At 72.2% G+C, this 26,258-nt stretch carries 20 protein-coding genes and 1 pseudogene; 6 read left to right on the forward strand and 15 right to left on the reverse strand.

Annotated elements, in window-relative coordinates:
- Positions 1-114: 114 nt before the first annotated feature.
- From mraY to mraZ, 7 genes and pseudogenes are all read right to left on the reverse strand, one after another.
- On the reverse strand, positions 115-1,239 hold the full coding sequence (mraY, locus tag ABTW72_RS21320) for a phospho-N-acetylmuramoyl-pentapeptide-transferase (RefSeq protein ID WP_030334519.1): 1,125 nt from the start codon (positions 1,237-1,239) through the stop codon (positions 115-117).
- A complete protein-coding gene (locus ABTW72_RS21325; RefSeq protein WP_350861222.1) occupies positions 1,236-2,633 on the reverse strand; it encodes a UDP-N-acetylmuramoyl-tripeptide--D-alanyl-D-alanine ligase in 1,398 nt (465 codons plus the stop codon). The genes mraY and ABTW72_RS21325 overlap by 4 nt, the downstream gene beginning before the upstream one ends.
- Positions 2,630-4,192 carry a UDP-N-acetylmuramoyl-L-alanyl-D-glutamate--2,6-diaminopimelate ligase gene (locus tag ABTW72_RS21330; RefSeq protein ID WP_350861224.1) on the reverse strand — a complete coding sequence of 521 codons (1,563 nt, stop codon included), beginning with the start codon at positions 4,190-4,192 and terminating at the stop codon, positions 2,630-2,632. The genes ABTW72_RS21325 and ABTW72_RS21330 overlap by 4 nt, the downstream gene beginning before the upstream one ends.
- A 52-nt stretch (positions 4,193-4,244) precedes the next feature.
- Positions 4,245-6,452, reverse strand: a complete 2,208-nt coding sequence (locus tag ABTW72_RS21335) for a peptidoglycan D,D-transpeptidase FtsI family protein (RefSeq protein WP_350861226.1) — start codon at positions 6,450-6,452, stop codon at positions 4,245-4,247.
- 3 nt (positions 6,453-6,455) lie between these two features.
- Positions 6,456-7,061, reverse strand: a complete 606-nt coding sequence (gene ftsL, locus ABTW72_RS21340; protein ID WP_112676743.1) for a cell division protein FtsL — start codon at positions 7,059-7,061, stop codon at positions 6,456-6,458.
- Positions 7,051-8,161: pseudogene (gene rsmH, locus ABTW72_RS21345) on the reverse strand (16S rRNA (cytosine(1402)-N(4))-methyltransferase RsmH). The gene ftsL and the pseudogene rsmH overlap by 11 nt, the downstream one beginning before the upstream one ends.
- A 206-nt stretch (positions 8,162-8,367) precedes the next feature.
- A complete protein-coding gene (mraZ, locus tag ABTW72_RS21350) occupies positions 8,368-8,799 on the reverse strand; it encodes a division/cell wall cluster transcriptional repressor MraZ (RefSeq protein ID WP_030488958.1) in 432 nt (143 codons plus the stop codon).
- A gap of 355 nt (positions 8,800-9,154) precedes the next feature.
- On the opposite strand from mraZ, the gene ABTW72_RS21355 reads away from it, so the two are divergent.
- Genes ABTW72_RS21355 through ABTW72_RS21365 form a run of 3 tightly spaced genes read left to right on the forward strand, consistent with a single transcriptional unit; the run spans position 9,155 to position 11,794 of the window.
- Positions 9,155-10,402, forward strand: a complete 1,248-nt coding sequence (locus tag ABTW72_RS21355) for a MurT ligase domain-containing protein (protein ID WP_091407686.1) — start codon at positions 9,155-9,157, stop codon at positions 10,400-10,402.
- Entirely contained in the window at positions 10,392-11,111 is a 720-nt protein-coding gene (locus tag ABTW72_RS21360) for a type 1 glutamine amidotransferase (RefSeq protein ID WP_091407683.1), read from the forward strand. The genes ABTW72_RS21355 and ABTW72_RS21360 overlap by 11 nt, the downstream gene beginning before the upstream one ends.
- The gene (locus ABTW72_RS21365; RefSeq protein WP_350861228.1) at positions 11,108-11,794 is read left to right on the forward strand and encodes a TVP38/TMEM64 family protein; all 687 of its coding nucleotides are present in this window, start codon (positions 11,108-11,110) and stop codon (positions 11,792-11,794) included. Before ABTW72_RS21360 ends, ABTW72_RS21365 begins: the two co-directional genes overlap by 4 nt.
- A gap of 250 nt (positions 11,795-12,044) precedes the next feature.
- On the opposite strand, the gene leuS is transcribed toward ABTW72_RS21365, so the two are convergent.
- A complete protein-coding gene (leuS, locus tag ABTW72_RS21370) occupies positions 12,045-14,885 on the reverse strand; it encodes a leucine--tRNA ligase (RefSeq protein WP_350861230.1) in 2,841 nt (946 codons plus the stop codon).
- A 403-nt stretch (positions 14,886-15,288) separates the two neighbouring features.
- Here leuS and ABTW72_RS21375 point away from each other — a divergent pair, with 403 nt between their 5' ends.
- Genes ABTW72_RS21375 through ABTW72_RS21385 form a run of 3 tightly spaced genes read left to right on the forward strand, consistent with a single transcriptional unit; the run spans position 15,289 to position 20,132 of the window.
- Positions 15,289-16,344 carry an AAA family ATPase gene (locus ABTW72_RS21375; RefSeq protein ID WP_091407670.1) on the forward strand — a complete coding sequence of 352 codons (1,056 nt, stop codon included), beginning with the start codon at positions 15,289-15,291 and terminating at the stop codon, positions 16,342-16,344.
- A gap of 1 nt (position 16,345) precedes the next feature.
- A complete protein-coding gene (locus tag ABTW72_RS21380; RefSeq protein WP_091407668.1) occupies positions 16,346-17,644 on the forward strand; it encodes a DUF58 domain-containing protein in 1,299 nt (432 codons plus the stop codon).
- A gap of 16 nt (positions 17,645-17,660) precedes the next feature.
- Entirely contained in the window at positions 17,661-20,132 is a 2,472-nt protein-coding gene (locus ABTW72_RS21385) for a transglutaminase TgpA family protein (RefSeq protein ID WP_350861232.1), read from the forward strand.
- Between the two features lie 301 nt (positions 20,133-20,433).
- On the opposite strand, the gene ABTW72_RS21390 is transcribed toward ABTW72_RS21385, so the two are convergent.
- From ABTW72_RS21390 to ABTW72_RS21420, 7 genes are all read right to left on the reverse strand, one after another.
- Entirely contained in the window at positions 20,434-20,832 is a 399-nt protein-coding gene (locus ABTW72_RS21390; RefSeq protein WP_088988398.1) for an SCO2097 family morphological protein, read from the reverse strand.
- 116 nt (positions 20,833-20,948) lie between these two features.
- Positions 20,949-22,208 (reverse strand): DNA polymerase IV, encoded by a 1,260-nt coding sequence (locus ABTW72_RS21395; protein ID WP_350861234.1) that lies wholly within the window; start codon positions 22,206-22,208, stop codon positions 20,949-20,951.
- A gap of 62 nt (positions 22,209-22,270) precedes the next feature.
- Positions 22,271-23,443, reverse strand: a complete 1,173-nt coding sequence (locus tag ABTW72_RS21400; RefSeq protein ID WP_350861236.1) for an alkaline phosphatase family protein — start codon at positions 23,441-23,443, stop codon at positions 22,271-22,273.
- Positions 23,440-24,207 (reverse strand): methyltransferase domain-containing protein, encoded by a 768-nt coding sequence (locus ABTW72_RS21405; protein WP_350861238.1) that lies wholly within the window; start codon positions 24,205-24,207, stop codon positions 23,440-23,442. The genes ABTW72_RS21400 and ABTW72_RS21405 overlap by 4 nt, the downstream gene beginning before the upstream one ends.
- A gap of 4 nt (positions 24,208-24,211) precedes the next feature.
- On the reverse strand, positions 24,212-25,135 hold the full coding sequence (locus tag ABTW72_RS21410) for a carbohydrate ABC transporter permease (protein ID WP_350861240.1): 924 nt from the start codon (positions 25,133-25,135) through the stop codon (positions 24,212-24,214).
- On the reverse strand, positions 25,132-25,308 hold the full coding sequence (locus ABTW72_RS21415) for a hypothetical protein (RefSeq protein WP_167362520.1): 177 nt from the start codon (positions 25,306-25,308) through the stop codon (positions 25,132-25,134). The genes ABTW72_RS21410 and ABTW72_RS21415 overlap by 4 nt, the downstream gene beginning before the upstream one ends.
- On the reverse strand, positions 25,305-26,252 hold the full coding sequence (locus tag ABTW72_RS21420; RefSeq protein ID WP_350861242.1) for a carbohydrate ABC transporter permease: 948 nt from the start codon (positions 26,250-26,252) through the stop codon (positions 25,305-25,307). The genes ABTW72_RS21415 and ABTW72_RS21420 overlap by 4 nt, the downstream gene beginning before the upstream one ends.
- Positions 26,253-26,258 lie beyond the last annotated feature (6 nt).

Below are 26,258 nucleotides of genomic sequence, written 5' to 3' on the forward strand. Positions count from 1 at the left end.
GCCCGCCCGCCTGCCCTGCCCTCAGTGCCGATGTCCTCCCCCACCCCGACATCATCACCGCTAAACACGCCCGAGACCCCCAGAACGCCCCCTCGGGCGTGTCGGCCCTGCGGATCAGGTCATGTTGGCGAGGAACTCGCTGTAGAACAGGCCCAGGGCGATGGCCACGCCGATGCCGGCGATGATCCAGAAGCGCACCACGATGTTGACCTCGCTCCAGCCGGCCAGCTCGAAGTGGTGCTGAAGCGGAGACATTCGGAACACCCGTTTACCGGTGGTCTTGAAGGAGATGATCTGGATCACCACGGACATCGTGATGATCACGAAGAGCCCACCGATGATCGGCAGCAGGAGGATGGTGCGGGTGGACATCGCCATGCCGGCGATCAGACCGCCCAGCCCCAGCGCGCCCGTGTCGCCCATGAAGATCCGCGCCGGGGAGGTGTTCCACCAGAGGAAGCCCACACAGGCCCCGGCCGCCGCCCCGGCGATCAGCGCGATCTCCAACGGGTCACGGACCTCGTAGCAGTACGGCTGGGTGTAGTTCGGGTCGGCGCACCAGTGCCGGTACTGCCAGAACGCGATCAGCGCGTACGCGGCGAGCACCATCACCGACGCGCCGGTGGCCAGACCGTCCAGACCGTCGGTCAGGTTGACGCCGTTCGTCGCGGCCATCACCACGAAGATGAAGATGATCACCGCGCCGACCTTGCTGACCTCCAGGAAGTCGATGTCCCGGATGAAGCTCAGCGTGGTGCTGCCCACCGTCTCGGTGTTGGTCGCCAGGCCCGAGCCGTTCGTCATCGTGCTCGGGAACCACAGCGCGATCACCCCGAAGACCGCACCGACCAGGATCTGGCCGAGCAACTTGCCGCGCTTGTTCAGCCCGGCGCTGTTGCGCTTGCGCACCTTGAGGAAGTCGTCGAGGAAACCCACAGCGCCGGAGAAGACCATCAGCCCCAGCAGCACCAGCGCCGTGATGGTCGGCTCCACCTGGGCGATCTGCTGGTCCGGCAGGGTGGTCAGGGCGAGGTGCCCGGCCACGTACGCGATCACCGTGGCCAGGATGAAGACCACGCCACCCATCGTGGGCGTGCCCTTCTTGCCCTGGTGCATGGCGGGGCCGTCGGACCGGATCGGCTGACCGGCCTTGAGCCGGGTGAACACCTTGATCGCGATCGGGGTGCAGAAGAGCGAGACGAGGAAGGCCACCCCGATGGCGACGATGACCGCCCTCATCGGGTCGACTCCCCACCGGCGTCGGCGCGCAGGGCGTCGGCCACCTCCCAGGTCCGGTACCGGGAGCCCTTGACCAGGACGACGTCACCCGGTCGTAGCTCGCTCCGCAGCACCTCGACGGCCGCCGCCTGATCGGTGAGCAGCACCGACTCTCCTCCCCAGTTTGCTACCGCTGTCGCGCCTTCGTGGATCGGCGCGGCCGGCTCACCCACCACGAGCAGCCGGTCGACACCCAGCTCGGCCGCGAGTTGGCCGACCTCGGCGTGGCCGTCGTACTCGAACGGGCCCAGCTCGGCCATGTAACCAAGCACCGCGACGGTACGCCGCCCCTGGCCCATGCTCGCCAGCGCCCGCACCGCTACCGCCATCGAGGCCGGGTTGGCGTTGTACGAGTCGTCGATCACGGTCACCCCGTCGGGGCGGTCGAAGACGTCCATCCGTCGGGTCGAGACCAACCCCAGCTCGCCGAGGGCCGTGGCCAGCTCGGCCAGCGGCATGCCCAGCTCCCGTGCGACCGCCGCCGCCGCGAGCGTGTTCCCGACCTGGTGACGGCCGGCCAGCCGGAGCCGCACCGGCGCGCGTCCCTCCGGGGTGACCAGGGTGTACGACGGGTGCCCCCGCTCGTCGAGCGTGACGTCCTCGGCGCGCACGTCGGCGTCGGGCGCCTCGCCGTAGCGGACCACCCGGGCCTGCGTGCGGCTCGCCATCGCGTCCACCCGGGGGTCGTCGGCGTTCAGCACGGCCAGCCCGTCCGGTGGCAGCGCCTCCACCAGCTCGCCCTTGGCCAGGGCGATGGCGTCCTGCGAGCCGAACTCGCCGATGTGCGAGGTGCCGACGTTGAGCACCACGGAGATCCGGGGCGGGACCAGCTCGCACAGGTACCGCACGTGCCCGACCCCGCGCGCGCCCTTCTCCATCACCAGGTAGCGGGTGTCCGCGTCAGCCCGCAGTGCGGTGTACGGGTGCCCCAGCTCGTTGTTGAACGAGCCGGGTGGCGCCACCGTGGCCCCGAGCCGGGCGGTGAGCTGACCGATCAGATCCTTCGTGGTGGTCTTGCCGGACGAGCCGGTCACGCCGATCACGGTCAGCCCGGTCAGCCGGTCCACCGCCGCGCGGGCCAGTCGGCCCATCGCGGTCAGGGCGTCGTCGACCAGCACCATCGGCACCCCGGGCACCTCTCGGCTGCCGAGCACCGCCACCGCGCCGGCCTGGATCGCCGTCGCCGCGTAGTCGTGCCCGTCGACCTTCTCCCCCGGGAAGGCCACGAAGAGCGACCCGGGTCCCACCTTGCGCGAGTCGAACTCCACCGATCCGGTGACGGTGGCAGCCGGGTCGGCGGCCACCAGCCGCCCGTCGACCGCCGCGGCCACCTCGGCCAGGCTCAGCGCGATCACCGCTGACCCGCCAGGTCCCCGAAGCGGGCCCGCAGCGCCTCGGCCAACTCGATGCTGTCGTCGAACGGAAGCACCTGGCCCGCCACCTCCTGGCCGCGTTCGTGGCCCTTGCCGAGCAGCGCGATCACGTCGCCCGGCTCGGCCAGCCGCACCGCCTCGTCGATCGCGGCGCGGCGGCCCTCCACCTCGATGATCCGAGCGGCCGTGCCGGCCCGGTACGCCCCGGCCAGCACCTCGGCGCGAATCTCCCCCGGGTCCTCGGTGCGCGGGTTGTCGTCGGTCACCAGCACCACGTCGGCTCCCTCCGCCGCGGCGGCGCCCATCACCGGCCGCTTGCCCCGGTCCCGGTCTCCACCGGCGCCGATCACACAGATCAGTCGGCCGGCGCTCAACTCGCGCAGCGCGGCCAGCGCGGCCACGATCGCGTCCGACTTGTGGGCGTAGTCGACCACCCCGCGCACCGGCGCGGCCACGTCGACCAGCTCCAGCCGGCCCGGAACGCCCCCGCAGGCAGCCACACCGGTCGCCGCGGTCACCGGGTCCACCCCGGCACCGACAAGTGCGGCGATGGCCAGCAGCGCGTTGGCCACGTTGTGCCGGCCGGGCAGCGCGACACCGGCGGACACTGCCACGCCGTTCGGGCCGTGCGCGGTGAACCGCTGTGCGTACCCCTCGCCACCCACACCGTCGGCCCACCAGGTCGCGCCCTGCTCACCGGCCGCCGAGTAGGTGACGGTGGTCGGCTTGAGCAGCGGCTTCAACGCCGGGTCGTCGTGGTTGAGCACCTCGACCGCGCAGCGCCCGTCGAAGAGCTGGGCCTTCGCGGCGAAGTAGTCGTCGCTGTCGGCGTGGAAGTCCAGGTGGTCGGAGCCGAAGTTGGTGTAACCGCCGACGGCGAACCGCACACCGCCCACCCGGCCCATGGCCAGCGCGTGGCTGGAGACCTCCATGACCACAGCGGTGACCCCGCGCTCGCGGGCGGTGGCCAGCATGGCGTGCAGGTCCGTCGCCTCGGGGGTGGTCCGGACACTGTCGATCACCAGATCGCCGAGCCGGGTCTCCACCGTCCCGACCAGCCCGGTGGTGTGCCCGGCGGCCCGCAGCCCCGACTCGATCAGGTACGCGGTGGACGTCTTGCCCGCGGTGCCGGTCACCCCGATCACCGTGAGATCGGCGGTCGGGTCGCCGTACACGGCCGAGGCCAGCTCGCCGAGCACGGCGCGCGGGTCGGGCACCACCAGGGTGGGCAGGCCGGTTCCCGCCGCCAACTCCGCGCCGGCCGGGTCGGTCAGCAGCGCCACCGCACCCGCCTCGACGGCGCCGGCGGCGAACTCCGCGCCGTGCCGACGGGCACCGGGCAGCGCCGCGTACAGGTCGCCGGGGCGAACCTCCTGGCTGGCGTGGGTGACCCCGGAGACGACCACCGCGGCGGCGTCCGCCGGAAGGTCGACGGCGAGCCGGACGGCGAGATCACCGAGCCGGACTCCGGTCACGGTACGTGGACGTGGATTGCCGGGCACGGCGTCAGACCCTACCCGGTCGTCCGGTTCCGGCCGCACAGCCGCCCCGGTGGTTCGTCGGCACTCACCGATGATGTCCCGCCGTTGCTGCTCAGCGCGGATAGACCACGAACTTGGGCGCGGATCCGCCGGTGGAGGGCGGCACCCGGTAGTGACGCAGAGTGAACTGCATCATGTCCCGGAACGCCGGATTGGCGATCGCCGCGCCCCCTCCGTTGGGCGCGTAGACGAAGACGGCGATCACGTAGCGGGGGTTCTCGGCGGGGGCCATCCCGATGAACGAGGACACCTCACCGGGCTGCTTCTTGCCGTTCACCAGCCGCCACCCGGTGCCGGTCTTGCCGGCGACCCGGTAACCGGGGACCGCGGCGGTCAGGCCGGTGGCGTGGTCGACGGTGGTGACCGCCTCCAGCATGGTGCGCAGGGCCGCGGCGTTCTGCGGGCTGAGCACCGACCGGGTCACCGGGGCCGGCGCGGGGGTGCGCTTGCCGTCCGGCCCGATCACCTCCTTGACCAGGTGCGGCTGCACGTACGTGCCGTTGTTGGCGATGGCGGCGTACGCGGCGGCCATCTGCAACGGGGTGGCATCGACGCTGTGCCCGATCGGCACCGACCCACGCGACGACCCGCTCCACTCGTCGGCCGGCAGCAGTCGCCCGCTCGCCTCCCCGGGCATCCCCTCGCCGGTGGGCTTACCCAGCCCGAACCGCTTCTGGTAGTCGATCAACCGGTCCCGACCGAGCCGCTCGGCGATGGTGATCGTGCCGACGTTCGACGAGTAGGCGAGCATTCCCGGCACGCTCATCCGCTTGCCGTCGGCCGGGTGCGTGTCGGAGAACCAGGTGTCGCCCATCTTGATGCTGTTGGCGATCGGCAACGTGGTGTCCGGCGTGATCACCCCCTCCTGCAACGCCGCGCCGTAGGTGATCGCCTTGTGCACCGAGCCGGGGTCGACCACGAAGCTGGTCGCGGCGTCCTCCCGGGCGACCGGGTCGCTGGGCACCGGCTTCGCCGCGTCGTAGGTGGGGTTGCTGGCCTGGGCCAGCACCGCGCCGGAGGGAATCTCGATGACCACTGCGGCGCCGGTGCCGCCCGGCGCCTGGGCCATGCCCGCGCTGAGGATCTGCTGCGTCCGGAACTGCAGGTCGCGGTTGACGGTGAGGGCGAGCGAACTGCCCGGCTTGGCGAGCGTGGTCCGGCTGTAGCCGCCCGGGATGGGCGCGGCGAGGTCGCCGAGGCCGGCCTCGTACACCCGTTTGCCGTCCTGACCGGCGAGCACGTCGTCGTAGCGGGCCTCCAGCCCTTCCAACCCGACCATGTCCTGGCTGGTGAAGCCGATCAGGTTGGCCGCCAGGTCACCGCCGGGCACCTCACGGCGCTCGTCGCGGTGCACCCCGATGCCGAGGAGTTCGAGCGCCTGCACCCGCTTGGCGGTGGCGATCTCCACTCCCCGTGCCAGGTACACGAATCGGGACGCCTTGCCGTCCTCCAGCTTGCGGGGCTTCATCAGCTCCACGAGCTTCGACACCGGGATGCCGAGCAGCGGGGAGAGCGCCTTGGCGACGGCGGCCGAGTCCTTCACCTCGGTCGGGTCGGCGTACACGTACCGCGCCTCGACACTGCGGGCCAGCGGCGCGCCGGTGCTGTCGTAGATCGCGCCCCGCGGCGCCGGCAGCTCGACGGTGCGGAGCCGGTCGATGATGCCACCCCCGGCGTACGCCGGGGCGTCGACCGTCTGGAGGAAGATCAGCCGGATCCCGATGGTGGCGAAGAGCGTCAGGGCGAGCACGGTGCCCAGCCGCAGCCGCAGCCGCGAGTCGGCCAGCTTCGGCGGGCGTCGTGGCTTGCGCGACGGCCGCCGGGCCGCCGGTCGGTCGGTGCGCCGCGGCGCGCGTGGCGTGGTCCGGCGACGCGGCGGCGGCTCGTCCCCACCCGGGCCACGGGGGGTACGCGGCGCGACGGTGCGCACCACCCCACCGCGTCCGGCCGCCGGAGCGTCGCGCCGGCCGGCCCGGGCGGCGGCCCGACCGCCGTCGAGCACCTGCAACGCCGGCCGGAACGGGTCACCGGACCGGGTGCTGCGCGGCGTACGCCGCTGCTCGGCGCCCTGACCGCGCGCCGGCGTACCGCGCTCCTCCCGGACGGTCCGACCCCTCGGGGTGTACGCCCGGGCGCCGGAGATGCCCCCGATGCCCGGCTCGCCGGTGCGCGGCTCGCCGTCGGCGGGCCCGGCATCACGTGCAGAACCGCGCCGGGACCCCGTAGGGTCCCGGCGCGGCTCGTCCGACCTTGGTGGCACCGGTCAGCCTCCCGCACCCTGGCTGGTCACCGACGGCTGGCCGTTCGCCGGCTGCGGCACACCGATGGTCTTGCCGTCCGGCAGCCGGATGTAGCCCGGCTCGCCAGCGTCGACCAGGCCCAGCCGCCGCGCCTCGGCGGTCAGGTTGCCCGGCGCCTCGGCGTCGGCGATCTGCTTGTCCAGTTGCTGCTTCTCCAGGTCCAGTCGAGCCTGCTGCTGCTGCAACCGCTCCAGCCGGAACGCGTTCTCATTGATCTTGGTGTTGACCGCCAGGATGCCCAGCACCCCGCCGACCACCAGCACCACGATCAGCGCCGCGAACGGCGCACGCGGCACCGAGATCGGCGGCGGCGGCGCCACCCGCAGCCGCGGCGGCCGGGCGCTGGTCGCGCTGGCGGCCTTCTCGACCGGTCGCAGCGCGGCGGTGCCCTGAGTCGGGAACTCGCGCGCCCCCCGGGCGCGAGTCTCCCCCTGCCGATTCGTTCGATCGATGCGTGGCGTACCGTTTCCGAGGCGCGGAGCCCGCTCCGCCGCGGTCCGGCCCCCCGACCGCGGTGCGCGCTGCCCGCCGCCGGTGACGTCCCGGCGGTCGCGCTTGTCAATGCTCATGTCCCTCCCCCTCAACGTCCGTCCCTGTAGCCGTCCCGGTGCCCCTGACCCCCCACGGATCAGGCGGACCCCGTGCCCGGTTGGTGCATTCCCTTCACCCGTCGGCGAGACCGTTCGCGGTCGGTCCGCCCCTGTTCTGTCGCGTTCGGGTCGAGTCGCTCCGCGGCCCGCAGCCGCACCGAGGCGGCCCGCGGGTTCGCGGCGACCTCCGCCTCCCCCGGCAGTTCGGCGCCCCGGCTGAGCAGCCGGAACGTCGGACCGGACCCGGGGAGCTCGACCGGGAGGTCAATCGGGCCCTTACTGCGGACCCGGTCCGTGAGGGCCGCCTTGGTGAGCCTGTCCTCCAGCGAGTGGTAGGACAGGACCACCATGCGACCGCCCACGGTCAGTGCGTCGAGTGCGGATGGCAACGCTGTCTCCAGCGCTGCCAGCTCTCTGTTTACCTCGATCCGTAAAGCCTGAAACGTTCTCTTTGCCGGGTGCCCACCCGTTCGTCGGGCTGGTGCCGGGATGGAGTCCCGAACCAGCTCCGCCAGCAGCGCGGACGAGGTGATCCGGGCCCGCTCCCGCTGCCGGATGATCGCCGAGGCGATCCGACCGGCGAACTTCTCCTCGCCGTAGACCCGCAGCACCCGGGCCAGGTCCGGATGGGCGTACGTGTTGACCACCTCTTCGGCGGTCACCCCCCGGGTCTGGTCCATCCGCATGTCCAACGGCGCGTCCTGGGCGTACGCGAACCCTCGGTCGGGCGCGTCCAACTGCAACGACGAGACACCCAGGTCGAACAGGATGCCGTCGATGGTCGGATAGCCCAGCCGGTCCAGCACGTCCGGCAACTCGTCGTAGACGGCGTGCTCCAGGTGCATCCGATCGGCGAACCGGGCCAGCCGGACCCGCGCGTGAGCGAGCGCCTCGGTGTCCCGGTCGAGCCCGATCAGGACCGTCTCCGGATGCGCCTCGAGCACCGCCTCCGCATGCCCGGCGAGACCGAGCGTCGCGTCGACGTAGACCGTCCGGCCGCCTCGACCCAGCGCGGGGGCCAGCAGCTCGAGACACCGCTCGAGCAGCACCGGCACGTGCGTGCCGCGCAACTCCCCCATGATGACCCCCACTGGTTGAAACGTCCGTTCTTCTCGTGCGCCTGTCGTCGGACGGCGCTGCCGTCGTACCGCCAGATCCCCATCCGCTCCCGCCTGACACCGGACCGTCGCCCAATGACTGGATCGTGCGCCTGGCACCGGGGAAGTGATGCCAGGAACTCGAAAGCGGCTGGAGATCTCGCAGTACGTCGGGCGCCGTTACCGCCCTACAGACCGCCGGGCAGCACCCCCTCCTCGATGTCGGCGAAGTCGTCTTCGCTCTCGGCGAGGTAGGTCTCCCAGGCGACCTTGTCCCAGATCTCCACCCGCGTGCTCGCGCCGATCACCACCAGCTCGCGATCCAGCGCGGCATAGGCCCGCAGGTGAGCCGGGATGGTCACCCGACCCTGCTTGTCCGGAACCTCGTCGTGCGCGCTGGCAAAGAAGACCCGGCTGTAGGCCCGGGCCGCCTTGTGGGTCATCGGCTGCGCGCGCAACTGCTCCGCGATCCGCTGGAACTCAGGGGTCGGGAAGACGTAGAGGCAGCGCTCCTGCCCTTTGGTGACCACGACACCCCCCGCCAGCTCATCCCGGAACTTGGCCGGAAGGATCAACCGGCCCTTTTCGTCCAGGCGCGGAGTGTGGGTGCCGAGGAACATCGGCCCAACCCCCTCGCCCTTGAGCGGCGTTCGCGGCGCCGCTGACCCCCCGGGCCGGTGAGCCCTCCCGGCCTCACCATTGGTCCCCACTCTACTCCACTTCCCTCCACCCGCAACCAAATTCGCCCGCGTGGCGTGCCTGACCCGAGAGCAAAACTGCACGTCACAAGGGGTGGAGCGGAGTGGAGGGCTCCGACCACCCCTCGGCGTGGTCCGCTTTCCGACATAGATCGACTCCGTCCGGGGGACGCGGACCCGGCCGCCGGCGCAGCCACCACGGCCGAACGGTTCACCGTCGGCGGCGATCTGGTGGGGCCGGCGGTCCGGTAACCTCGCTCGCGTGACGGACGCGAAAATGCCCCTACGGGCCAAGGTGGCCAGCTCCGTGTCACGGACCGCCGCGGCGCTCTCCCGGGCGGCCGGCCGTGGCGACGGTTCAGTGATCGGCGGGTGGATCGGCCTGAAGATCGACCCGGACCTGCTGGCCCACCTGTCGGCCGGGCGCGCGATCGCGCTCGTCTCCGGCACCAACGGCAAGACCACCACCACCCGACTGACCTCCGCCGCGGTCGGCGTGCTCGGCCGGGTCGCCACCAACTCGTTCGGCGCCAACATGCCCAGCGGGCACACCTCGGCGCTGGCCAAGGCCGGCAGCACCCCGTACGCGGTGCTGGAGGTCGACGAGCACTACCTGGCGCAGGTGCTGGAGGCGACCGAGCCGCACGTGGTCGCGCTGCTCAACCTCTCCCGCGACCAGCTCGACCGCGCCAAGGAGGTCGCCATGATGGCGCAGCTCTGGCGCGCGGCGCTGGTCCGGCACACCGACGTACGGGTGGTGGCCAACGCCGACGATCCGCTGGTCGTGTGGGCAGCCACCCCACCGGGCGACCCCGCCCGGGGCATCAACCCGCCGCACGTGACGTGGTTCAGTGCCGGCCAACGCTGGCACGACGACTCCTGGGTCTGCCCGGAGTGCGGCTCCACCATCCAGCGCTCGGGCGAGCAGTGGTGGTGCACCGGATGCCCGCTACGCCGACCGGAGCCGCACTGGGTCGTCGAGGACGAGGGCGTCCTCGACCCCACCGGCGCCTGGCACAAGGTCTCGCTCCAACTGCCCGGCAAGGTCAACCTCGGTAACGCGGCGACCGCGCTGGCGGTGGCCGCCGAGTTCGGCGTCCGCCCGGTCGACGCGGTGTCCCGCCTCGGCATCGTCACCTCGGTGGCCGGCCGCTACGCCCAGGTCGACAAGGACGGGCGCAACATCCGGCTGCTGCTGGCCAAGAACCCGGCCAGTTGGCTGGAGGCGTTCGACATGGCCGACGACGCGCCGACCCTGCTCTCCATCAACGCGCGCGACCCCGACGGTCTGGACACCTCCTGGCTCTACGACGTCGACTTCGCCCCGCTGCGCGGCCGGCAGGTGTTGATCACCGGCGACCGGGCGTACGACCTGGCGGTTCGACTGGACGTCAACGACGTGCCGTTCCAGCACGTCCGCACGTTCGACGACGCCCTCCGGTCGGTCCCGCCCGGGCGGCTGGAGGTCATCGCGAACTACACCGCGTTCCAGGACATCCGAGCGGAGTTGGACCGTGTCATCTGAGAGTCTGCGCATCGTCTGGATCTACCCCGACCTGCTCTCCACCTACGGCGACCGGGGCAACGCCCTGATCCTCGCCCGGCGGGCCCGTCAGCGGGGGATGCCGGTCGAGGTGCTGGAGGTCCGCTCCGACGAGCGACTGCCCGCGACCGCCGACATCTACCTGGTCGGTGGCGGCGAGGACGGCCCGCAGGCGCTCGGCGCACAGCGGCTGCTGGCCGACGGCGGCCTGCACCGCGCCGTCGCGCAGGGCTCGGTGGTGTTCGGCGTCTGCGCCGGCTACCAGCTGCTCGGCACCTCGTTCTTCGCCAAGGGTGTGCAGTGCCGCGGGCTGGAGCTGCTCGACCTGCGGTCCGACCGGGGCGAGAGCCGGGCCGTGGGCGAGCTGGCCGGTGAGATCGACCCCCGGCTGGGCCTGCCCCCGCTGACCGGTTTCGAGAACCACGGCGGCCGCACCCACCTCGGTCCGGAGGTCTCCCCGCTGGCCCGGGTCACCGCCGGCGTGGGCAACGACGGCGCCACCGAGGGCGCGTGGCGGGGCAAGCTGCTGGGCACCTACTCGCACGGGCCGGCGCTGGCTCGCAACCCGGCCCTGGCCGACCTGCTGCTGCGCTGGGCCACCGGCGCACACCAGCTCCCGCCGTTGGACGACACCTGGTCGGACCGGCTCCGCAACGAGCGCCGCTCCGCGGTGGCCGCCGCCCGGGCATGATCCGTGCCGTCCGGCGGCTGCTCCGGCAGCCGTCGGCCGTCCGGTTCGCCCTGCTCGTGCTGCTGATCGGCGGGTGCGGGTTACTGCTGCTGCTGGTGCCCCGGCCGGATCCGGCGCAGTTGCCGCTGGTCGCCGACCGGCTGGGCGATCTCGCCCCGGTGGCGGCGATCCTCGGTGGTGCGCTGCTGCTGGTGGCGCTGGTGCCCCGGACCTTCATCACGCTCGCCGCAGGTGCGATCTTCGGCCCGCTGGAGGGCGCCGCGTACGCCCTGGGCGCCGCGCTGGTGGCGGCGGCGATCGGGTTCACGGTCGGCCGGTTGCTCGGTCGGGAGTTCGTGGCCGAACGCGTCCGCGGTCGACTGGCCCGCCTCGACGGCTGGTTCGCCCGGCAGAGCGTGCTCGGTGTGGTCACCGTCCGGCTGCTGCCGATCGCCGGCTTCGGCCTGGTCAGCTACGGCTACGGCACGACCGGCGCCCGGGTGCTGCCGTTCCTGGCCGGCAGCGTGATCGCGTCCGCGCCGACCGCCTTCGGCTACGCGGCGATCGGCGCGGCGGTCAGCTCCCCCGGCCACGTCAACTGGTACGCCGCCGCCCCGGCCAGCCTCGGCCTGATCGCCAGCCTGGTGCTCATCCAACAGTGGTGGCGCGCGGAACGCCGCCGCCGTCGCACCATGCCGGTCTGACGGAGGCGCAGCAGCCCCAACTGGCTGCTCACCACCGCCGCACCCTGCTGGCGGTGTCGACCGCCTGAGCCGCTGCCGCACCTCCGAGCCGGTGTGCCGCGACCGGCGGCGGACGCGCCGGAGAGGGTTATGACTCAGAGGTATAAATATGCCTCTGAGTCATAACGCTCAACGCGGTGCCCGCCCTCCCGGGACGTCACGGTGCGTATCGCTCGCGCCGGACCGCCCGCTGCCCTGATCGACAGGGGTGTCAGGCGACGACCGAGACCATCCGCCCCTTGACCACGATGACCTTGCGCGGCTCCTTGCCACTAAGGGTCGCCGCCACCGCGTCCAGGGCCGCCGCGCGGACGACCTCCTCGGAGGCGTCGGCGGGAACCTCGATGCGGCCACGGACCTTGCCGTTGACCTGCACCGGGTAGGTCACCGTGTCGGCCACCAGCAGAGCCGGGTCGGCGGTCGGGAAGTCCGCGTACGTCAGCGAGGTGTCGTGGCCCAGCTTGCGCCACAGCTCCTCGGCCACGTGCGGGGCGAACGGCGCCACCATCAGCACCAGCGGCTCGGCCACCTCGCGGGGCGTGGCCGACAGTCGGGTCAGCCCGTTGGTCAGCTCGATCAGCTTGGCGATCGCGGTGTTGAACCGGATGCCGTCCATGTCGCCACGGACCCCGTCGATCACCTTGTGCAGCAGCCGGCGGGTCGCCTCGTCGGCCGGGTCCTCGGTGATCCGCAGGGCGCCGGTCTGCTCGTCGACGACGGCCCGCCACACCCGCTGCAGGAACCGGTACGAGCCGACCACCGCCCGGGTCTCCCAGGGGCGGGAGACCTCCAGCGGGCCCATCGACATCTCGTACACCCGGAAGGTGTCCGCGCCGTAGGCGGCGCACATGTCGTCGGGCGTCACCACGTTCTTCAGCGACTTGCCCATCTTGCCGTACTCGCGGTTGACCGCCAGGTCACCCAGGTAGTAGGCGCCGTCGCGCTCGAAGACCTCCTCGGCCTGCACGTAGCTGCCGCGCGAGTCGGTGTACGCGTACGCCTGGATCATGCCCTGGTTGAACAGCTTGCGGAACGGCTCGAACGACGACACGTGCCCCAGGTCGAACAGCACCTTGTGCCAGAACCGCGCGTACAGCAGGTGCAGCACTGCGTGCTCGGCGCCACCGACGTACAGGTCGGTGCCCCCGCAGTCACCGTCGGCGCGCGGGCCCATCCAGTACCGCTCGTTCTCCGCGTCGACGAACCGCTCGCTGTTGGTCGGGTCCAGGTAGCGCAGTTCGTACCAGCAGGAGCCGGCCCACTGCGGCATCACGTTGGTCTCCCGGGTGTAGCGCTTCGGCCCGTCACCCAGGTCCAGTTCGACCTCGACCCAGTCGCGCCGCCGCGACAGCGGGGTCTCCGGGTTGCTGTTGGCGTCGTCGGCGTCGAACGTCTTCGGGGAGAAGTCGTCCACCTCCGGCAGCTCGACCGGCAGCATCTCCTCCGGCAGGGCGATGGCCGCGCCCGTCTCGTCGTAGACGATCGGGAACGGCTCGCCCCAGTAACGCTGCCGGGAGAACAGCCAGTCACGCAGCCGGTAGGTCACCGCGCCGGTGCCGTGCCCGTTCGCCTCCAGCCAGGCGATGATCGCCGCCTTGGCGTCGGTGACGCCCAGGCCGTTCAGGTCCAGGCCGCGCTCGGGTGCGGCGCTGTTGATCGCCGGGCCGTCCCCGGTGTACGCCTTGCCGTCGAAGCCCTCGGCCGGCTGCACGGTACGGACGATGGGCAGCTCGAAGACCTCGGCGAACGCCCAGTCCCGCTCGTCCTGCGCCGGCACCGCCATGATCGCGCCGGTGCCGTAACCGGCCAGCACGTAGTCGGCGATGAAGATCGGGATCTGCCCACCGGTGACCGGGTTGGTGGCGTACGCGCCGATGAAGACGCCGGTCTTCTCCTTGGTGTCGGACTGCCGCTCGACGTCGGTCTTGGCGGCTGCCGCCTTGCGGTACGCCTCGACGGCCTCCCGGGGGCTGGCGTGCCCGCCGGTCCAGGCGTCCCTCGTCCCGTCCGGCCAGTTGGCCGGCGCCAGCGTGTCGACCAGCTCGTGCTCGGGCGCCAGCACCATGTAGGTGGCCCCGAAGACGGTGTCCGGGCGGGTCGTGAACACCCGCACCGGCGCCGCGTTGGTCGGAAAGTCGATGTGGGCGCCGGTGGAGCGGCCGATCCAGTTGCGCTGCATCAGCTTGATCGGCTCGGGCCAGTCCAGGCTGTCCAGGTCGTCCAGCAGCCGGTCACCGTACGCGGTGATCCGCATCATCCACTGCTTCAGGTTGCGCTTGAAGACCGGGAAGTTGCCCCGCTCGGAACGACCGTCGGCGGTGACCTCCTCGTTGGCCAGCACGGTGCCCAGCCCCGGGCACCAGTTCACCGGCGCCTGCGAGACGTACGCCAGGCGGTGGTCGTCGACGACCTGGCGGCGCTCGGCGACGCTCAGCTCGGCCCAGGCGCGGCCGTCCGGCGTGGACCGGTTGCCGCCCTCGAACTCGGCGATCAGCTCGGCGATCGGACGGGCCCGGCCGGCGTCGCGGTCGTACCAGGAGTTGAAGATCTGCAGGAAGATCCACTGGGTCCAGCGGTAGAAGTCGGTGTCGATGGTGGCCACCGAGCGGCGCTCGTCGTGCGCCAGCCCCAGCCGGCGCAGCTGCGCCTTGTACCGCTCGATGTTCGCGACGGTGGTGGTCCGGGGGTGGGTGCCGGTCTGCACCGCGTACTGCTCGGCGGGCAGGCCGAACGCGTCGAAGCCCATCGCGTGCAGCACGTTGCGCCCGGCCATCCGCTGGTAGCGGGCGTAGCAGTCGGTGCCGATGTAGCCCAGCGGATGGCCGACGTGCAGGCCCGCTCCGGAGGGGTACGGGAACATGTCCAGCACGTACAGCTTCTCCGCGCCGGCGCGTGGGTGGGTCGGGTCGGCCAGCGGGCCGGTCGGGTTCGGTGCGTGGAAGGTGCCCTCGCGCGCCCAGATGTCCTGCCAACGAATCTCGATCTCGTCGGCCAGGGCCGCGGTGTACCGGAACGGGGGAATGTCGCCCGCCGGTGCGGCTGCCTCACTCATCGTTTCTCCTCGCTTCGCTTCGCTTCGTCTCGGCACCACCGGGCCGGGCCGGCGGCGGGCACAAAAAAGCCCCTCGCGCAGGAGGGGCCGCCGTGCTGTCGCTGGGTTCAGCGCATCAGCACGGCCCGGTAAGAAGCAGGAAGACTCCGGCCATGCCCCGCAGTGTACCTCTTCCACGGTTCGCCCTGCCGGCCCCCGGGCGGGGTCGCACCCGTTCCCCCAAGCTGGCGAATATCGGTGCGTAACCGACGGACTACCTGCGGGGGTCGGCGATAACGACAAACATGGTTAGCCTGAGAGACTAGTGAGATTCCTGCGGCAATCGAGGCTCGACGTCGCGAACCCAACGGCGGGTCCAGGTGCTCTCTAGAGAGCTGCCGTGACGGCGACGAGGAGGAGGCCCGTGACACAACAGACCTGGGACGAGGTGGGCGGCCTGTTGCCGCACGACGAGTTCCGCGCCGCCAGCGAGGCCATCGTGGCCAACATCGAGCAGGTCATCGAGGGTAAGACCGCCACCGTGCGGCTCGCCCTGGCCGTCCTGCTCGCCGAGGGTCACCTCCTGATCGAAGACGTCCCGGGTGTCGGCAAGACCAAGCTTGCCAAGGCTCTCGCGCGTTCCATCGACTGCACCGTACGACGGATCCAGTTCACCCCCGACCTGCTGCCCAGCGACGTCACCGGGGTCAGCGTCTACAACCAGGAGACGCACGACTTCGAGTTCCGCCCCGGCGCCGTGTTCGCCAACCTGGTGGTCGGCGACGAGATCAACCGGGCCTCGCCGAAGACCCAGTCGGCGTTGCTGGAGTGCATGGAGGAGCGGCAGGTCACCGTCGACGGGGTGACGTACCAGCTCCAGACCCCGTTCATGGTGATCGCCACCCAGAACCCGATCGAGATGGAGGGGACCTACCCGCTGCCGGAGGCGCAGCGCGACAGGTTCACCGCCCGCATCGCCATGGGTTACCCGGACTCCAACGCCGAGCTGGCCATGCTCGACGGGCACGGCGCCACCGACCCGCTGCACGAGCTGCGCGCGGTCTCCGACGCGGCCATCGTCCGGCAGTTGATCGCCACCGTCCGGCAGGTGCACGTGGCGGACGCGGTCAAGCAGTACGCGATCGACCTGGTCACCGCCACCCGCGAGGCCCCCGACCTGCGGCTCGGCGCGTCCCCCCGGGCGACCCTGCAACTGTTGCGCACCGCCCGGGCGGTCGCCGCCCTGGAGGGCCGCGACTACGTCCTTCCCGACGATCTGCAGGCCCTGGCGGTGCCGGTGCTCGCCCACCGGATCATCCCGACCGCCGACGCGCAGCTCGCCCGGCGCACCACCGACGCGATCGTCTCCGAGCTGGTGCACCGCCTGCCGCTGCCACACGACCGGCAGCGCAACCCGTACGACACCCGGCCCCCCGCCACCGGCAACGGTCGCGCACCCTACGAGCCGCGGAGGCCATGACGTGCGTGCCGGGCTACGCGGGCTGACCACCCGCGGGCGGTCCTTCCTCGCCGCTGCGGTCGCGGCGGCGGTCTCGGCCGGCATCCTCGGCGAGAAGGACCTGCTTCGGGTGGCTGTGCTGTTGGCCATCCTGCCGTTGCTGGCCGCCGCCTACGTCGGACGGAGCCGCTACAAGCTGGCCTGCAACCGTTCCCTGGACCCGCACCGGGTTCCGGTCGGCGCCAACTCCCGCGTGGTGCTGCGCCTGCAGAACCTCTCCCGGCTGCCGACCGGCACCCTGCTCCTGGAGGACCGGCTTCCCTACGCGCTGGGCAGCCGGCCGCGGGTGGTGTTGGAGCGGCTCGGCGCGCACCAGGCCAGTTCCGTGGCGTACACGGTGCGGGCCGACGTGCGGGGTCGCTACGACGTGGGCCCGCTGGTCGTCCGGATGACCGACCCGTTCGGCCTCTGTGAACTCACCCGCTCCTTCCCCAGCACCGACCACCTGACGGTCATCCCGCAGGTCACCCCGCTGCCGTCGGTCCGGCTCCCCGGGGAGTACGCGGGCAGCGGCGACAGCCGGGCCCGCTCGGTGGCGGTGCACGGCGAGGACGACGCGGCGACCCGGGAGTACCGGCGCGGCGACGACCTGCGCCGGGTGCACTGGAAGTCCACGGCCCGCACCGGTGAGCTGATGGTGCGCCGCGAGGAGCAACCGTGGGAGAGCCGGGCCACCGTCGTCCTGGACACCCGGGCGTACGGCCACCGGGGCGAGGGGCCGACGGCCAGTTTCGAGTGGTCGGTCTCGGCCGCCGCGAGCATCGCCGTCCACCTGCGGCAGGCCGGTTACAAGCTGCGCCTGGTCACCGGCTCGGGGGCAGATGTGGACGCCTCGGAGGCCGGCGGGGACGGCGCGCTGCTCGACCACCTCGCGGAGGTCCGACTGGATCAGCGCGCCGAGGTCACCGGCCTCGTGCAGCGGGTCCGCCAACGCGCCGACGGCGGTCTGATCATCGGCCTGTTCGGCACGGTGAGCGTCGCCGAGGCGGAGCTGCTGGCCGGGCTGCGGGGCAACGGCGCCACCTGTGTCGGCTTCCTGCTGAACAGCTCCACCTGGCTCAGCCTGCCGGAGAAGGCGCGGGCCGAGGCGGAGCACGCCCACGCCGCCGCCGTCCTCGCCATGTTGCAGAGTGGCTGGCGGGTGGTCGGCGTCGACCACGGCGGCCGGCTGCCGGCGCTGTGGCCGCAGGTCGGTCGGGGCGCCCAGGGGTTCGCCCTGCGGGCCGCGCTGGCCGAGACGGTCGCCGGCGGTGTGCGATGAACGGAAGGCTCCCCTCATGATCAGCAGTCGGAACATCGGCATGGTGGCGGCCGCTGCCACGCTGCTGGCCGCCGCGCCGCTGTCGGCCATCTTCCAGAGCTGGACGTGGTTGATCGAGTCGATCATCGCGGTCGCCGTGGTGGCCGGGGTGGCCGCGCTGACCCGCCTCGCCCGGGCACCCTTGTGGGGTCAGGTGCTGGGCATGCTGGCCGGCCTGATGCTCGCCCTGACCTGGTTGTTCCCGAGCGGTCAGGAGCTGTTCGCGATCCTGCCCACCCCGGGCACGTTCGCGTACTTCGGCGACCTGCTCGCCGGCTCCATGCAGGACATGCGCTCGTACGGGGTCGAGGTCCCGGACACCGACCCGCTGCTGTTCATCGCCGTGCTCGGCGTCGGCGGGGTCGCCGTGCTGGTGGACGTACTGGCCGTGGGGCTGCGCCGGCCCGCGCTGGCGGGGCTGCCGATGCTGGCCATCTACTCGGTGCCGGTCGCCGTCTACGTGGACAGCGTCCCCGCGCTGCCGTTCGTGGTGGGCGCCGCCGGTTACCTCTGGCTGCTGGTCACCGACAACGTCGACCGGGTGCGCCGCTTCGGGCGCCGGTTCACCGGTGACGGCCGCGACGTCGACGTGTGGGAGGCCTCTCCGCTGGCGTCCGCCGGCCGTCGGCTCGCGGCGGTCGGGGTGGCCCTGGCGGTGGTGCTGCCGCTGGCGGTGCCCGGCATGACCGGCGGGCTGCTCGACTCGCTCAGCCGAGGGCCGGGCAACGGCACCGGCAACGGGTCCGGCTCGGGCGGCACGTCGGGTCGGATCGACCTGTTCGCCTCGCTCGCCGGCCAGCTCAACCAGTCCCAGGTGGCCGACCTGGTGAAGGTGAAGACGTCCGAGCAGAGCCCGTTCTACCTGCGCTACGCGGTCGCCGACGAGCTGCGCCCCGCTGGTTTCCAGGCACGCAACCCCAGCGGCCGGTCGGTCAACAAAGACCTGCCGAACCCGGCCGACCGGGCCGGTCCAGGCGTGCAGCAGACCACCTACCAGGCGACCGTCGAGGTCACCAAGAGCCTGAGCATGTCGCTGATGCCGGTGTACGCCGAACCGACCCGCGCCGAGGACCTGAGCGACAACTGGCTCTACGACACCAACCAGCAGGTCGTCTTCTCCAACCGGGAGAACTCCCGCGGTCGGAAGTACTCCTTCGACTACGTCCGTTCGACCTTCACTCCCGATGCGTTGCGGACCGCGAAGCCGCTGCCGACCGAGCACCCCGTACGCCGGCAGATGACCGCCACCCCCGGGCCGGTGCCCGAGGTGGAGGAGCTGGTCAAGGGGCTGATCCAGGGCAAGCGCACGGACTACGACCGGGTGCTGTCGATCTACAGGCACTTCTCGGCGGACAACGGGTTCAGCTACCGGTTGAGCACCGAGAGCGGCAGCAGCGGTCAGGACATCGTCAACTTCCTGACCAACAAGGTCGGCTACTGCCAGCAGTACGCCGCCGCGATGGCCTGGCTGGTCCGCTCGGCCGGCATTCCGGCCCGGGTGGCGTTCGGGTTCACCAACGGCAGCAAGCGCGACGGTGACACCTTCACGCTGACCAACCTCAACCTGCACGCCTGGACCGAGGTCTACTTCGACGGGGCTGGTTGGGTGCCGTTCGACGCCACCCCGGCGTACGGTGTGCCCGGCTCCACCCGGTCGGCCTGGGCACCGGACACTGACGCGCCGGAGGCGCCCAGCCCGAACTCCAGCGCGACGAGCGCCCCGTCGGACCCGGGCGCCTCGGCGGGGCCGACCAGCCCGGACAACGCCGACCGGGACACCGACGACGGGCTCGCTCTCGGCGGGACGACGCCGAACGAGCAGCCACCGGTCTGGCCCTGGTGGGCAGCGGCCCTGGTGGCCCTGCTGGTGCTGCTCGCGGTGCCCGCGCTGCGCCGGATGGCCCTACGCCGCCGGCGCAGTGGCCGCGCGGCGAGCGGGGCGATGGCCTCGGCCAGGGTCGACGGCGACAGCGAGCCGGGGGCCCGTCCGGTGGTGGTGAGCGCGGACGCGAACCGGGCCCGCGCGGACGCGCACGCCGCCTGGGCGGAGCTGCTCGACACGCTTGTGGACTTCCGGGTCCCGGTCGATCCGACCGAGACGCCCAGGGCGACCGCGGACCGGCTTGTCCGGGACGCCCTCGACGGTGACGACGCGATCGGGTCGGCGCGGCTGCTCGGCCGGGCGGAGGAGCGGGCCCGCTACGCGCGCGATCCGCTGACCGGTGAGCGGTTGCTGCCGGCGCTACGCGCGGTCCGTGCGGCGCTCGCCGCACGGGCGGACCGACGGACCCGTCTGCTCGCCGCCGTGCTGCCGCCCTCGGTGCTGCTGCGTTGGCGCACCACCACGGCCGACAGGTCCAGCCGGATGGTGGCGCTCACCGGGCAGGCCCGGTACCGACTGCTGCGGTGGAACCCTCGACGGCTGCTGGCCGACCGGGCCGCTCGCTGACCGACCGGTTCCAGGTCCGGGCGGCGGTCATCACCGCCGCCCCCACCCGGTTAGCTGCCGCCACCCCGGATCGTGCTCGATCCAGGAAACAGGCCCTTCCCTGGCGCACGACGCCACTGCACCCAGGACCGAGCACGATCATGCGGTGAGTGGTCGTTCCTCGGTGGGACGCTTCCGCGGGTCGGGGCATCCTACGGAGAGCTGACAGCGGTAGAGGGCGCGCGGATACGCCGGAGGTCGCCGGGCTGTGCCCGGCGACCGCTCGTCGCGGCGTACGGCCCGCCTCAGCGGCGGGACCGGCTCAGCGGTGCCCCTCCGGGCGCTGCCGCCACCTGTCCTCCATGCGGTCCAGGAGTGACGACCGGCGACCGGATCGGCCACCGCGGGGACGACGACGACTCGTCGTGCCGCCCACCACGTGCAGGTCGGGTGACTGCGCCCGCCGGTGCGACTGCACCGCGAACGCGGCCGACGCCAGCATGACGACGAAGCCCGCCACCGCCAGCGGTGGAGTCTTGATCACCGCGCCATAGACCAGTAGAGCCAAGCCAGCGATGATGACGCCGGCGGCGACGAGCAGGCGACGCCGCGCATGGAAGCGCGGATCGCTGGCGCGCACGGCCGAGGCGAATTTGGGGTCCTCGGCAAGCGACCGCTCGATCTGCTCGAACAGCCGCTGCTCGTGCTCCGAGAGCGGCACGGCACTCCTCCCCGGTCACGTTGGTCGGGCCCACTCGGGCCGACAGACCGTGGCAGCCAACCGGCTGCTTACCCGCAAGTCTACGAGGGGGGTCGCGCGTCGGAAAGCGGGACGACCTATGGGCGGGGTGGATTTTCGTTTCGACGGGGATCACGGTCGCCCATCAGACTGGCCGGACCTATGACGGACCGCCCGAAACGGGCAGCGGCGGCGTCCGCGGCAGCTTCCGCCTCGCGCCAGCCACGCTCGGGCGCGCCGAGGGTGAGTTGCCGGGGAGCGCCCTGCGCCGGGGCGAGCCCTTCCACCCGGACACCGACGAGTCGGATCCGCTCGCCCGGGTCCAACGCGGTGTAGAGGGCCCAGACCGTGTCGAACATCTCGCGGGCGGTGTCGGTGGGAACGTCGAGGGTGCGAGATCGGCTGACGGTGCGGAAGTCGGCCAGTCGAACCTTGAGTGAGACGGTGCGCCCGACCTGGTCAGAGCCGCGCAACCGGACACCGACCTTCGCGCTGAGCGCGAGCAACGCACGGCGGATCTCCAACGGGTCGGCCACGTCGACGTCGAAGGTCACCTCGGCGCCGATCGACTTGTCGACGTGCTCGGGGCTGACCCCACGCGGGTCGCGCCCCCAGGCCAACTCGTGCAGGTGCGACGCCGAGGCGGCACCGACGGCTCGGCGGAGCATGCCCATCGGCGCCTCGGCGAGGTCGCCGACGGTGGTCAGGCCGAGCCGGCGTAGCGCCTCGGCGGCGCGCTCCCCCACCCCCCACAGGGCGTCCACCGGCAACGGGTGCAGAAAGTCGAGCACCTGCCCCGGGGGCACGACCAGCAGGCCGTCCGGCTTGGCCCGGGTGGAGCCCAGCTTGGCCACGAACTTGGTCGGCGCCACCCCGACCGAGCAGGTCAGCGCCTGCTCGTCGGCGACCCGGCGACGGATCAGGCGGGCGATGGTGGCCGGGGAGCCGAAGAGCCGACGGGCGCCGGTCACGTCGAGGAACGCCTCGTCGAGGGAGAGCGGCTCGACCAGCGGCGTGACGTCGCGGAAGATCTGCATGACGGCCTGGGAGGCGGCCGTGTAGGCGGAAAAATCCGGCGGCAGATAGACCGCGTGGGGGCAGCGGGCCCGGGCCTGACTGGTCGGCATCGCGCTGCGGACGCCGTAGCGGCGGGCCTCGTAGCTGGCCGAGCTGACCACCCCGCGCGGGCCGACACCGCCGACGACCACCGGCCGGCCGCGCAGCTCGGGGCGGCGGCGCACCTCGACGGCGGCGAAGAAGGCGTCCATGTCGACGTGCAGGATCGGGCTGGCGGAGTCGTCGGCGTCCGGCCCGAAGCGCGGATCGTCGCCCCGGGGCAACGACTGGCTGCGGCCCATCCCGGCAGGTTAACCCGGAGGTACGACACCACCATCGGCCAGCGGGCCGAACCGTCCCCGGGTCAGCCCCGGACGACCAGCAGCGGCACGGTCAGCTCCGCGGCGGTGTCCGACCCGTGGTAGGCCACCAACTTCGACGCCATCGGCCGCTCGGTGCGACTGGCCATGACCGCGTACGTGTCGTTGCAGATCACCACCACGTCGCCGATCCGGCCCAGGTGCTCCTCGGGCACCGGCCCGAACCAGCCGGTCGCCACCGCCTCGTCGCGGGTGCGTACCCGGGCCGTGGCGCCCAGCACCTCCGACCAGGCGGCCCGCACGTCGTCGACCGCGCCCGGCTCGACGTGCAGGTAGCGCACCCGGGCCTCGCCGGCCACCAGCCGCACGCCGGCGCGCAGTCGCGGATCGGTGTCCAGGTCGAAGCGGTGCGCGGCGGGGATGTCGAGCTGCCCGTGGTCGGCGGTCACCAGCAGCGCCGCGTCCGGCGGCAGCCCGTCGACCAGTCGGGCGACCAGGGCGTCCACCTCGGTGGCGGCGACCCGCCAGGGTGCCGAGTCGACGCCGCTGACGTGGCCGTGCCGGTCCAGGTCGGCATGGTAGCCGGAGACCAGGGTGGGCCCAGTGCCGGCGGCCAGCGCGGCCAGCATGGCGGTGGCCACCGCGTCCCCGCCGGCGGCGCCCCGGAAGTCGCCACCCCGGTTGGCGGCCACTGTCAACCCGCTGCCGCCGAACTCCGGCCGACTCACCACGGTCGTCGTCACGCCGGCGGCGCGGGCCCGCTCCAACTGGGTGGGCACCGGCTGCCAGCGCAGCGGCGACGGATCGGCGGCCCAGTCGGTGTGGGTGAGCACCCGATCGGTGCCGGGTACCCGCACGGTGAAGCCGAGCACGCCGTGCGCGCCCGGCGCGACACCGGTGCCCAGTGACACCAGACTGGTCGGGGTGGTGGACGGGAAACCGGCGATGAGCGGTCGGGCCACCGTCGCGGCGAGCCCGGCGAGGGTCGGCGCGTACGGCGCCGCGATCGGCAGCTGGTACCACCCGAGCCCGTCGACGAGCAGCACGGCGATCCGGCGTACTCCGGCCAGCGCGGGCCGGAGCCCGAGCGGGTCGGTCGAGCCGGGGACCCCGAGCACGGCCAGCGCGCTGGGCAGCACGTCGGCGAGGCGGCCGCCGCCGTGGCCCGGCCCGAGGATCTCCAGCGGCGCCGGCCGGCCACCGGGCTCGGCGGTCATGCCGGTCGGCGGGCGAACAGGTGCAGTTGGGCGGCCAGGTCCCGGTACGGCGGTTGGGCGGCCAGCGCACGTTCCAGCTCGACCACGGCGGCGGACTGCCCGTCGGCGACCGCGGCCGGCAGCAGGTCGGCCAGCACGCGTACCCCGTGGATCTCCTCGACCACCAGCCCGGCGGCGTCGAGCAGCGCGGCAGCGCCGGGGGCGTCGTAGCGCCGGCGCAGCGTGTCGCGCGGGCCCGCGGTGCCGGCCGGATCGGCGGCCAGGGTGGTCGCGACGTCCAGGTGCCCGTTCATCGCGCGGCCCAGCACGGCGGCGGCTCGGCCGGCCACCAGCACACTGGCCGCGCCACCCGGGCGCAGCGCGGTGGCCAGCGCGGTCACCACCGGCGTCGGGTCGTCGACCACCTCCAGGACGGCGTGGCAGAGCACCAGGTCGACGCCGGCCGGCTCGACCAGCCCGGCGAGGGCGTCACCGTCGCCCTGCACGGCGGCGATCCGGTCGGCCACCCCGGCCTCGGCGGCGCGGCGGGTGAGCGCGGCGAGCGCGTCGGGGCTGGCGTCGACGACGGTGACCCGATGCCCGGCGCGGGCCAGCGGAACGGCGAAACCGCCGGTGCCGCCGCCCACGTCCAGCACGGTGAGCTCGGCGTCGCCGCGCCGGTCCAGCTCGGCGCGGAGCACCGACCAGATCACAGCGGTGCGGGGTGTCAGCGGCGGCTCGGCGAACCGGCCTCGGGTGTGCTCCACCCGGTCGAGCCTAGTCACCCGGTCAGCCCTTGCGGCCGGTGGTGGCGATGCCCTCCACGAAGTGCCGCTGTGCCAGGAAGAACAGAATGATCATCGGGAGGGTGGCCAGGACGCTGCCGGCGAGCACGACCTCCCACTGTTGCTCACCGCCGTAACCGAACCGGTCCAGCACCACCTTGAGGCCCCGCGGCAGGGTGTACAGCTGCTCGTTGCGCAGGTAGATGAGCGGCTTGAGCAGATCCGTCCAGCTGGCCTTGAACTCGAAGACGAAGGCGACCAGCAGCGCCGGCCGGATCAGCGGAAAGGCCAGTTTCCAGAACAGCTGCGGGTAGCTCGCCCCGTCCATCCGGGCGGCCTCGAAGTATTCCCGGGGCAGCGAGAGCAGGAACTGTCGCAGCAGGAAGATGTAGAAGGCCGAGCCGAACAGGTTGCCGGCCCAGAGCGGCACCTGGGTGTCGGTCAACCCCAGGTTCGACCAGATCAGGTACGTGGGAATCATGGTGACCGCGAACGGCAACATCATCGTCGCCAGCACCAGCCCGAAGAGCAGGTTGCGGCCGGGGAACCGGAAGTAGGCGAAGCCGAACGCCACCCAGGCGCTGGAGAGCGTCACCGCGGCGGCGGCGGCCACCCCGACCAGCACACTGTTGCCGAACCAGGTCAGCATCGGCACGGCCTGCCACGCCTCGGCGTAGTTCTCCGGGGCGAACGGGGTGGGCAGGAAGCCGGGGGCGAAGACGTACTCGCGGGGGCGTAACGAGGCGCTGACCAGCCAGACGAACGGCAGCATGAAGAGCACAGCGGCGCCGACCAGCGCCGCCACGAACAACACCCGATGCCAGATCGGCCGGCCGGCCGGCTCGGCGGGCGGGCGGCGCGCCGCCGACCGGCCCGGCTGGAGGCCGGGTACCGGTGCGGCGGCGCCCCGTTCGACGGCGGTCGTCACGACTGGTCCCCGGCTGCTGGATCCTCCTCCGCCCGGGACCGTCGGGCGTTGGCCACCGGACCATCGGTGATCTGGTACTCGCGCGGCTCAAGGTGCTGCTCGGGTACCCAACCGTTGGTCAGTCGGGTCCGTCGCGCGTTGGCCACGCCGTTGTGGCCCATCATGCCCGTCACTTGTCTTCTCCCTCGTAGTACACGAACCGGTTGCTGAGTTTCACCTGTATCAGAGTGATGATCAAGATGATCGCGAAAAGCAGCCACGCCATCGCCGAGGCGAAGCCCATGTGCAGGAACTGGAACGCCTCCTGGAACAGGTGGATGACGTAGAAACTGGCCGCGTCGCTGTTGAACGTGTTCTGGGTCTCCCTGTTACCGAAGTACATGGTGTAGACCTCGGTGAACATCTGCAGCGACGCGATCGTGTTGACGATCAACGTGAAGAACAGCGCGCCCGAGATCATCGGCAGGGTGACCGAACGGAACCGGGCCCAGGGGCCGGCGCCGTCGATGGCCGCCGCCTCGTACAGGTCGCGGGGCACGTTCTGCAACGCGGCCAGATAGATGATCACAGTGGAGCCGAGGCTCCACAGGCTCATCAGGATGATGCCGGGCATCACCCAGTGCGGGTCGGTGGTCCAACTCGGACCCGCGATCCCGACCAGGCCCAGAGCGCGGTTGATCAGGCCGTCCTGGGTGTTGAGCAGCAGCAGGAACAGGATCCCGACCGCCACCGCCGGGGTCATCACCGGCAGGTAGAAGACCGTCCGGAAGAAGCCCTGCAACCGGCCGACCCGCTTGAGCAGCAGCGCCAGCCCCAGGGAGATGGCCATCACCAGCGGGACGTGCAGCGCCGTGTAGTAGATCGTGTTGCCGAGACTGCGGGCCACCGCCGGGTCGCTCATCAGCTGCCGGTAGTTGTCCAGCCCGGTGTACTCCGGTGGGTTGATCACGTCGTACTCGGTGAAGCTCAACCAGAGGCTGGCGAGCATCGGCCCGGCGTAGAAGATCAGAAACCCGATGATCCAGGGCGCCAGGAAGAGGTACGCCCAGCGGGCCTCCCGCCGGGCCAGCGGCGTACGGTGCCGCCGGCCCGGGACGGGAGGGGTGACGGTGGCCATCGTGGG

The organism is Micromonospora sp. NPDC127501, from assembly GCF_040302185.1.
GTDB lineage: Bacteria > Actinomycetota > Actinomycetes > Mycobacteriales > Micromonosporaceae > Micromonospora.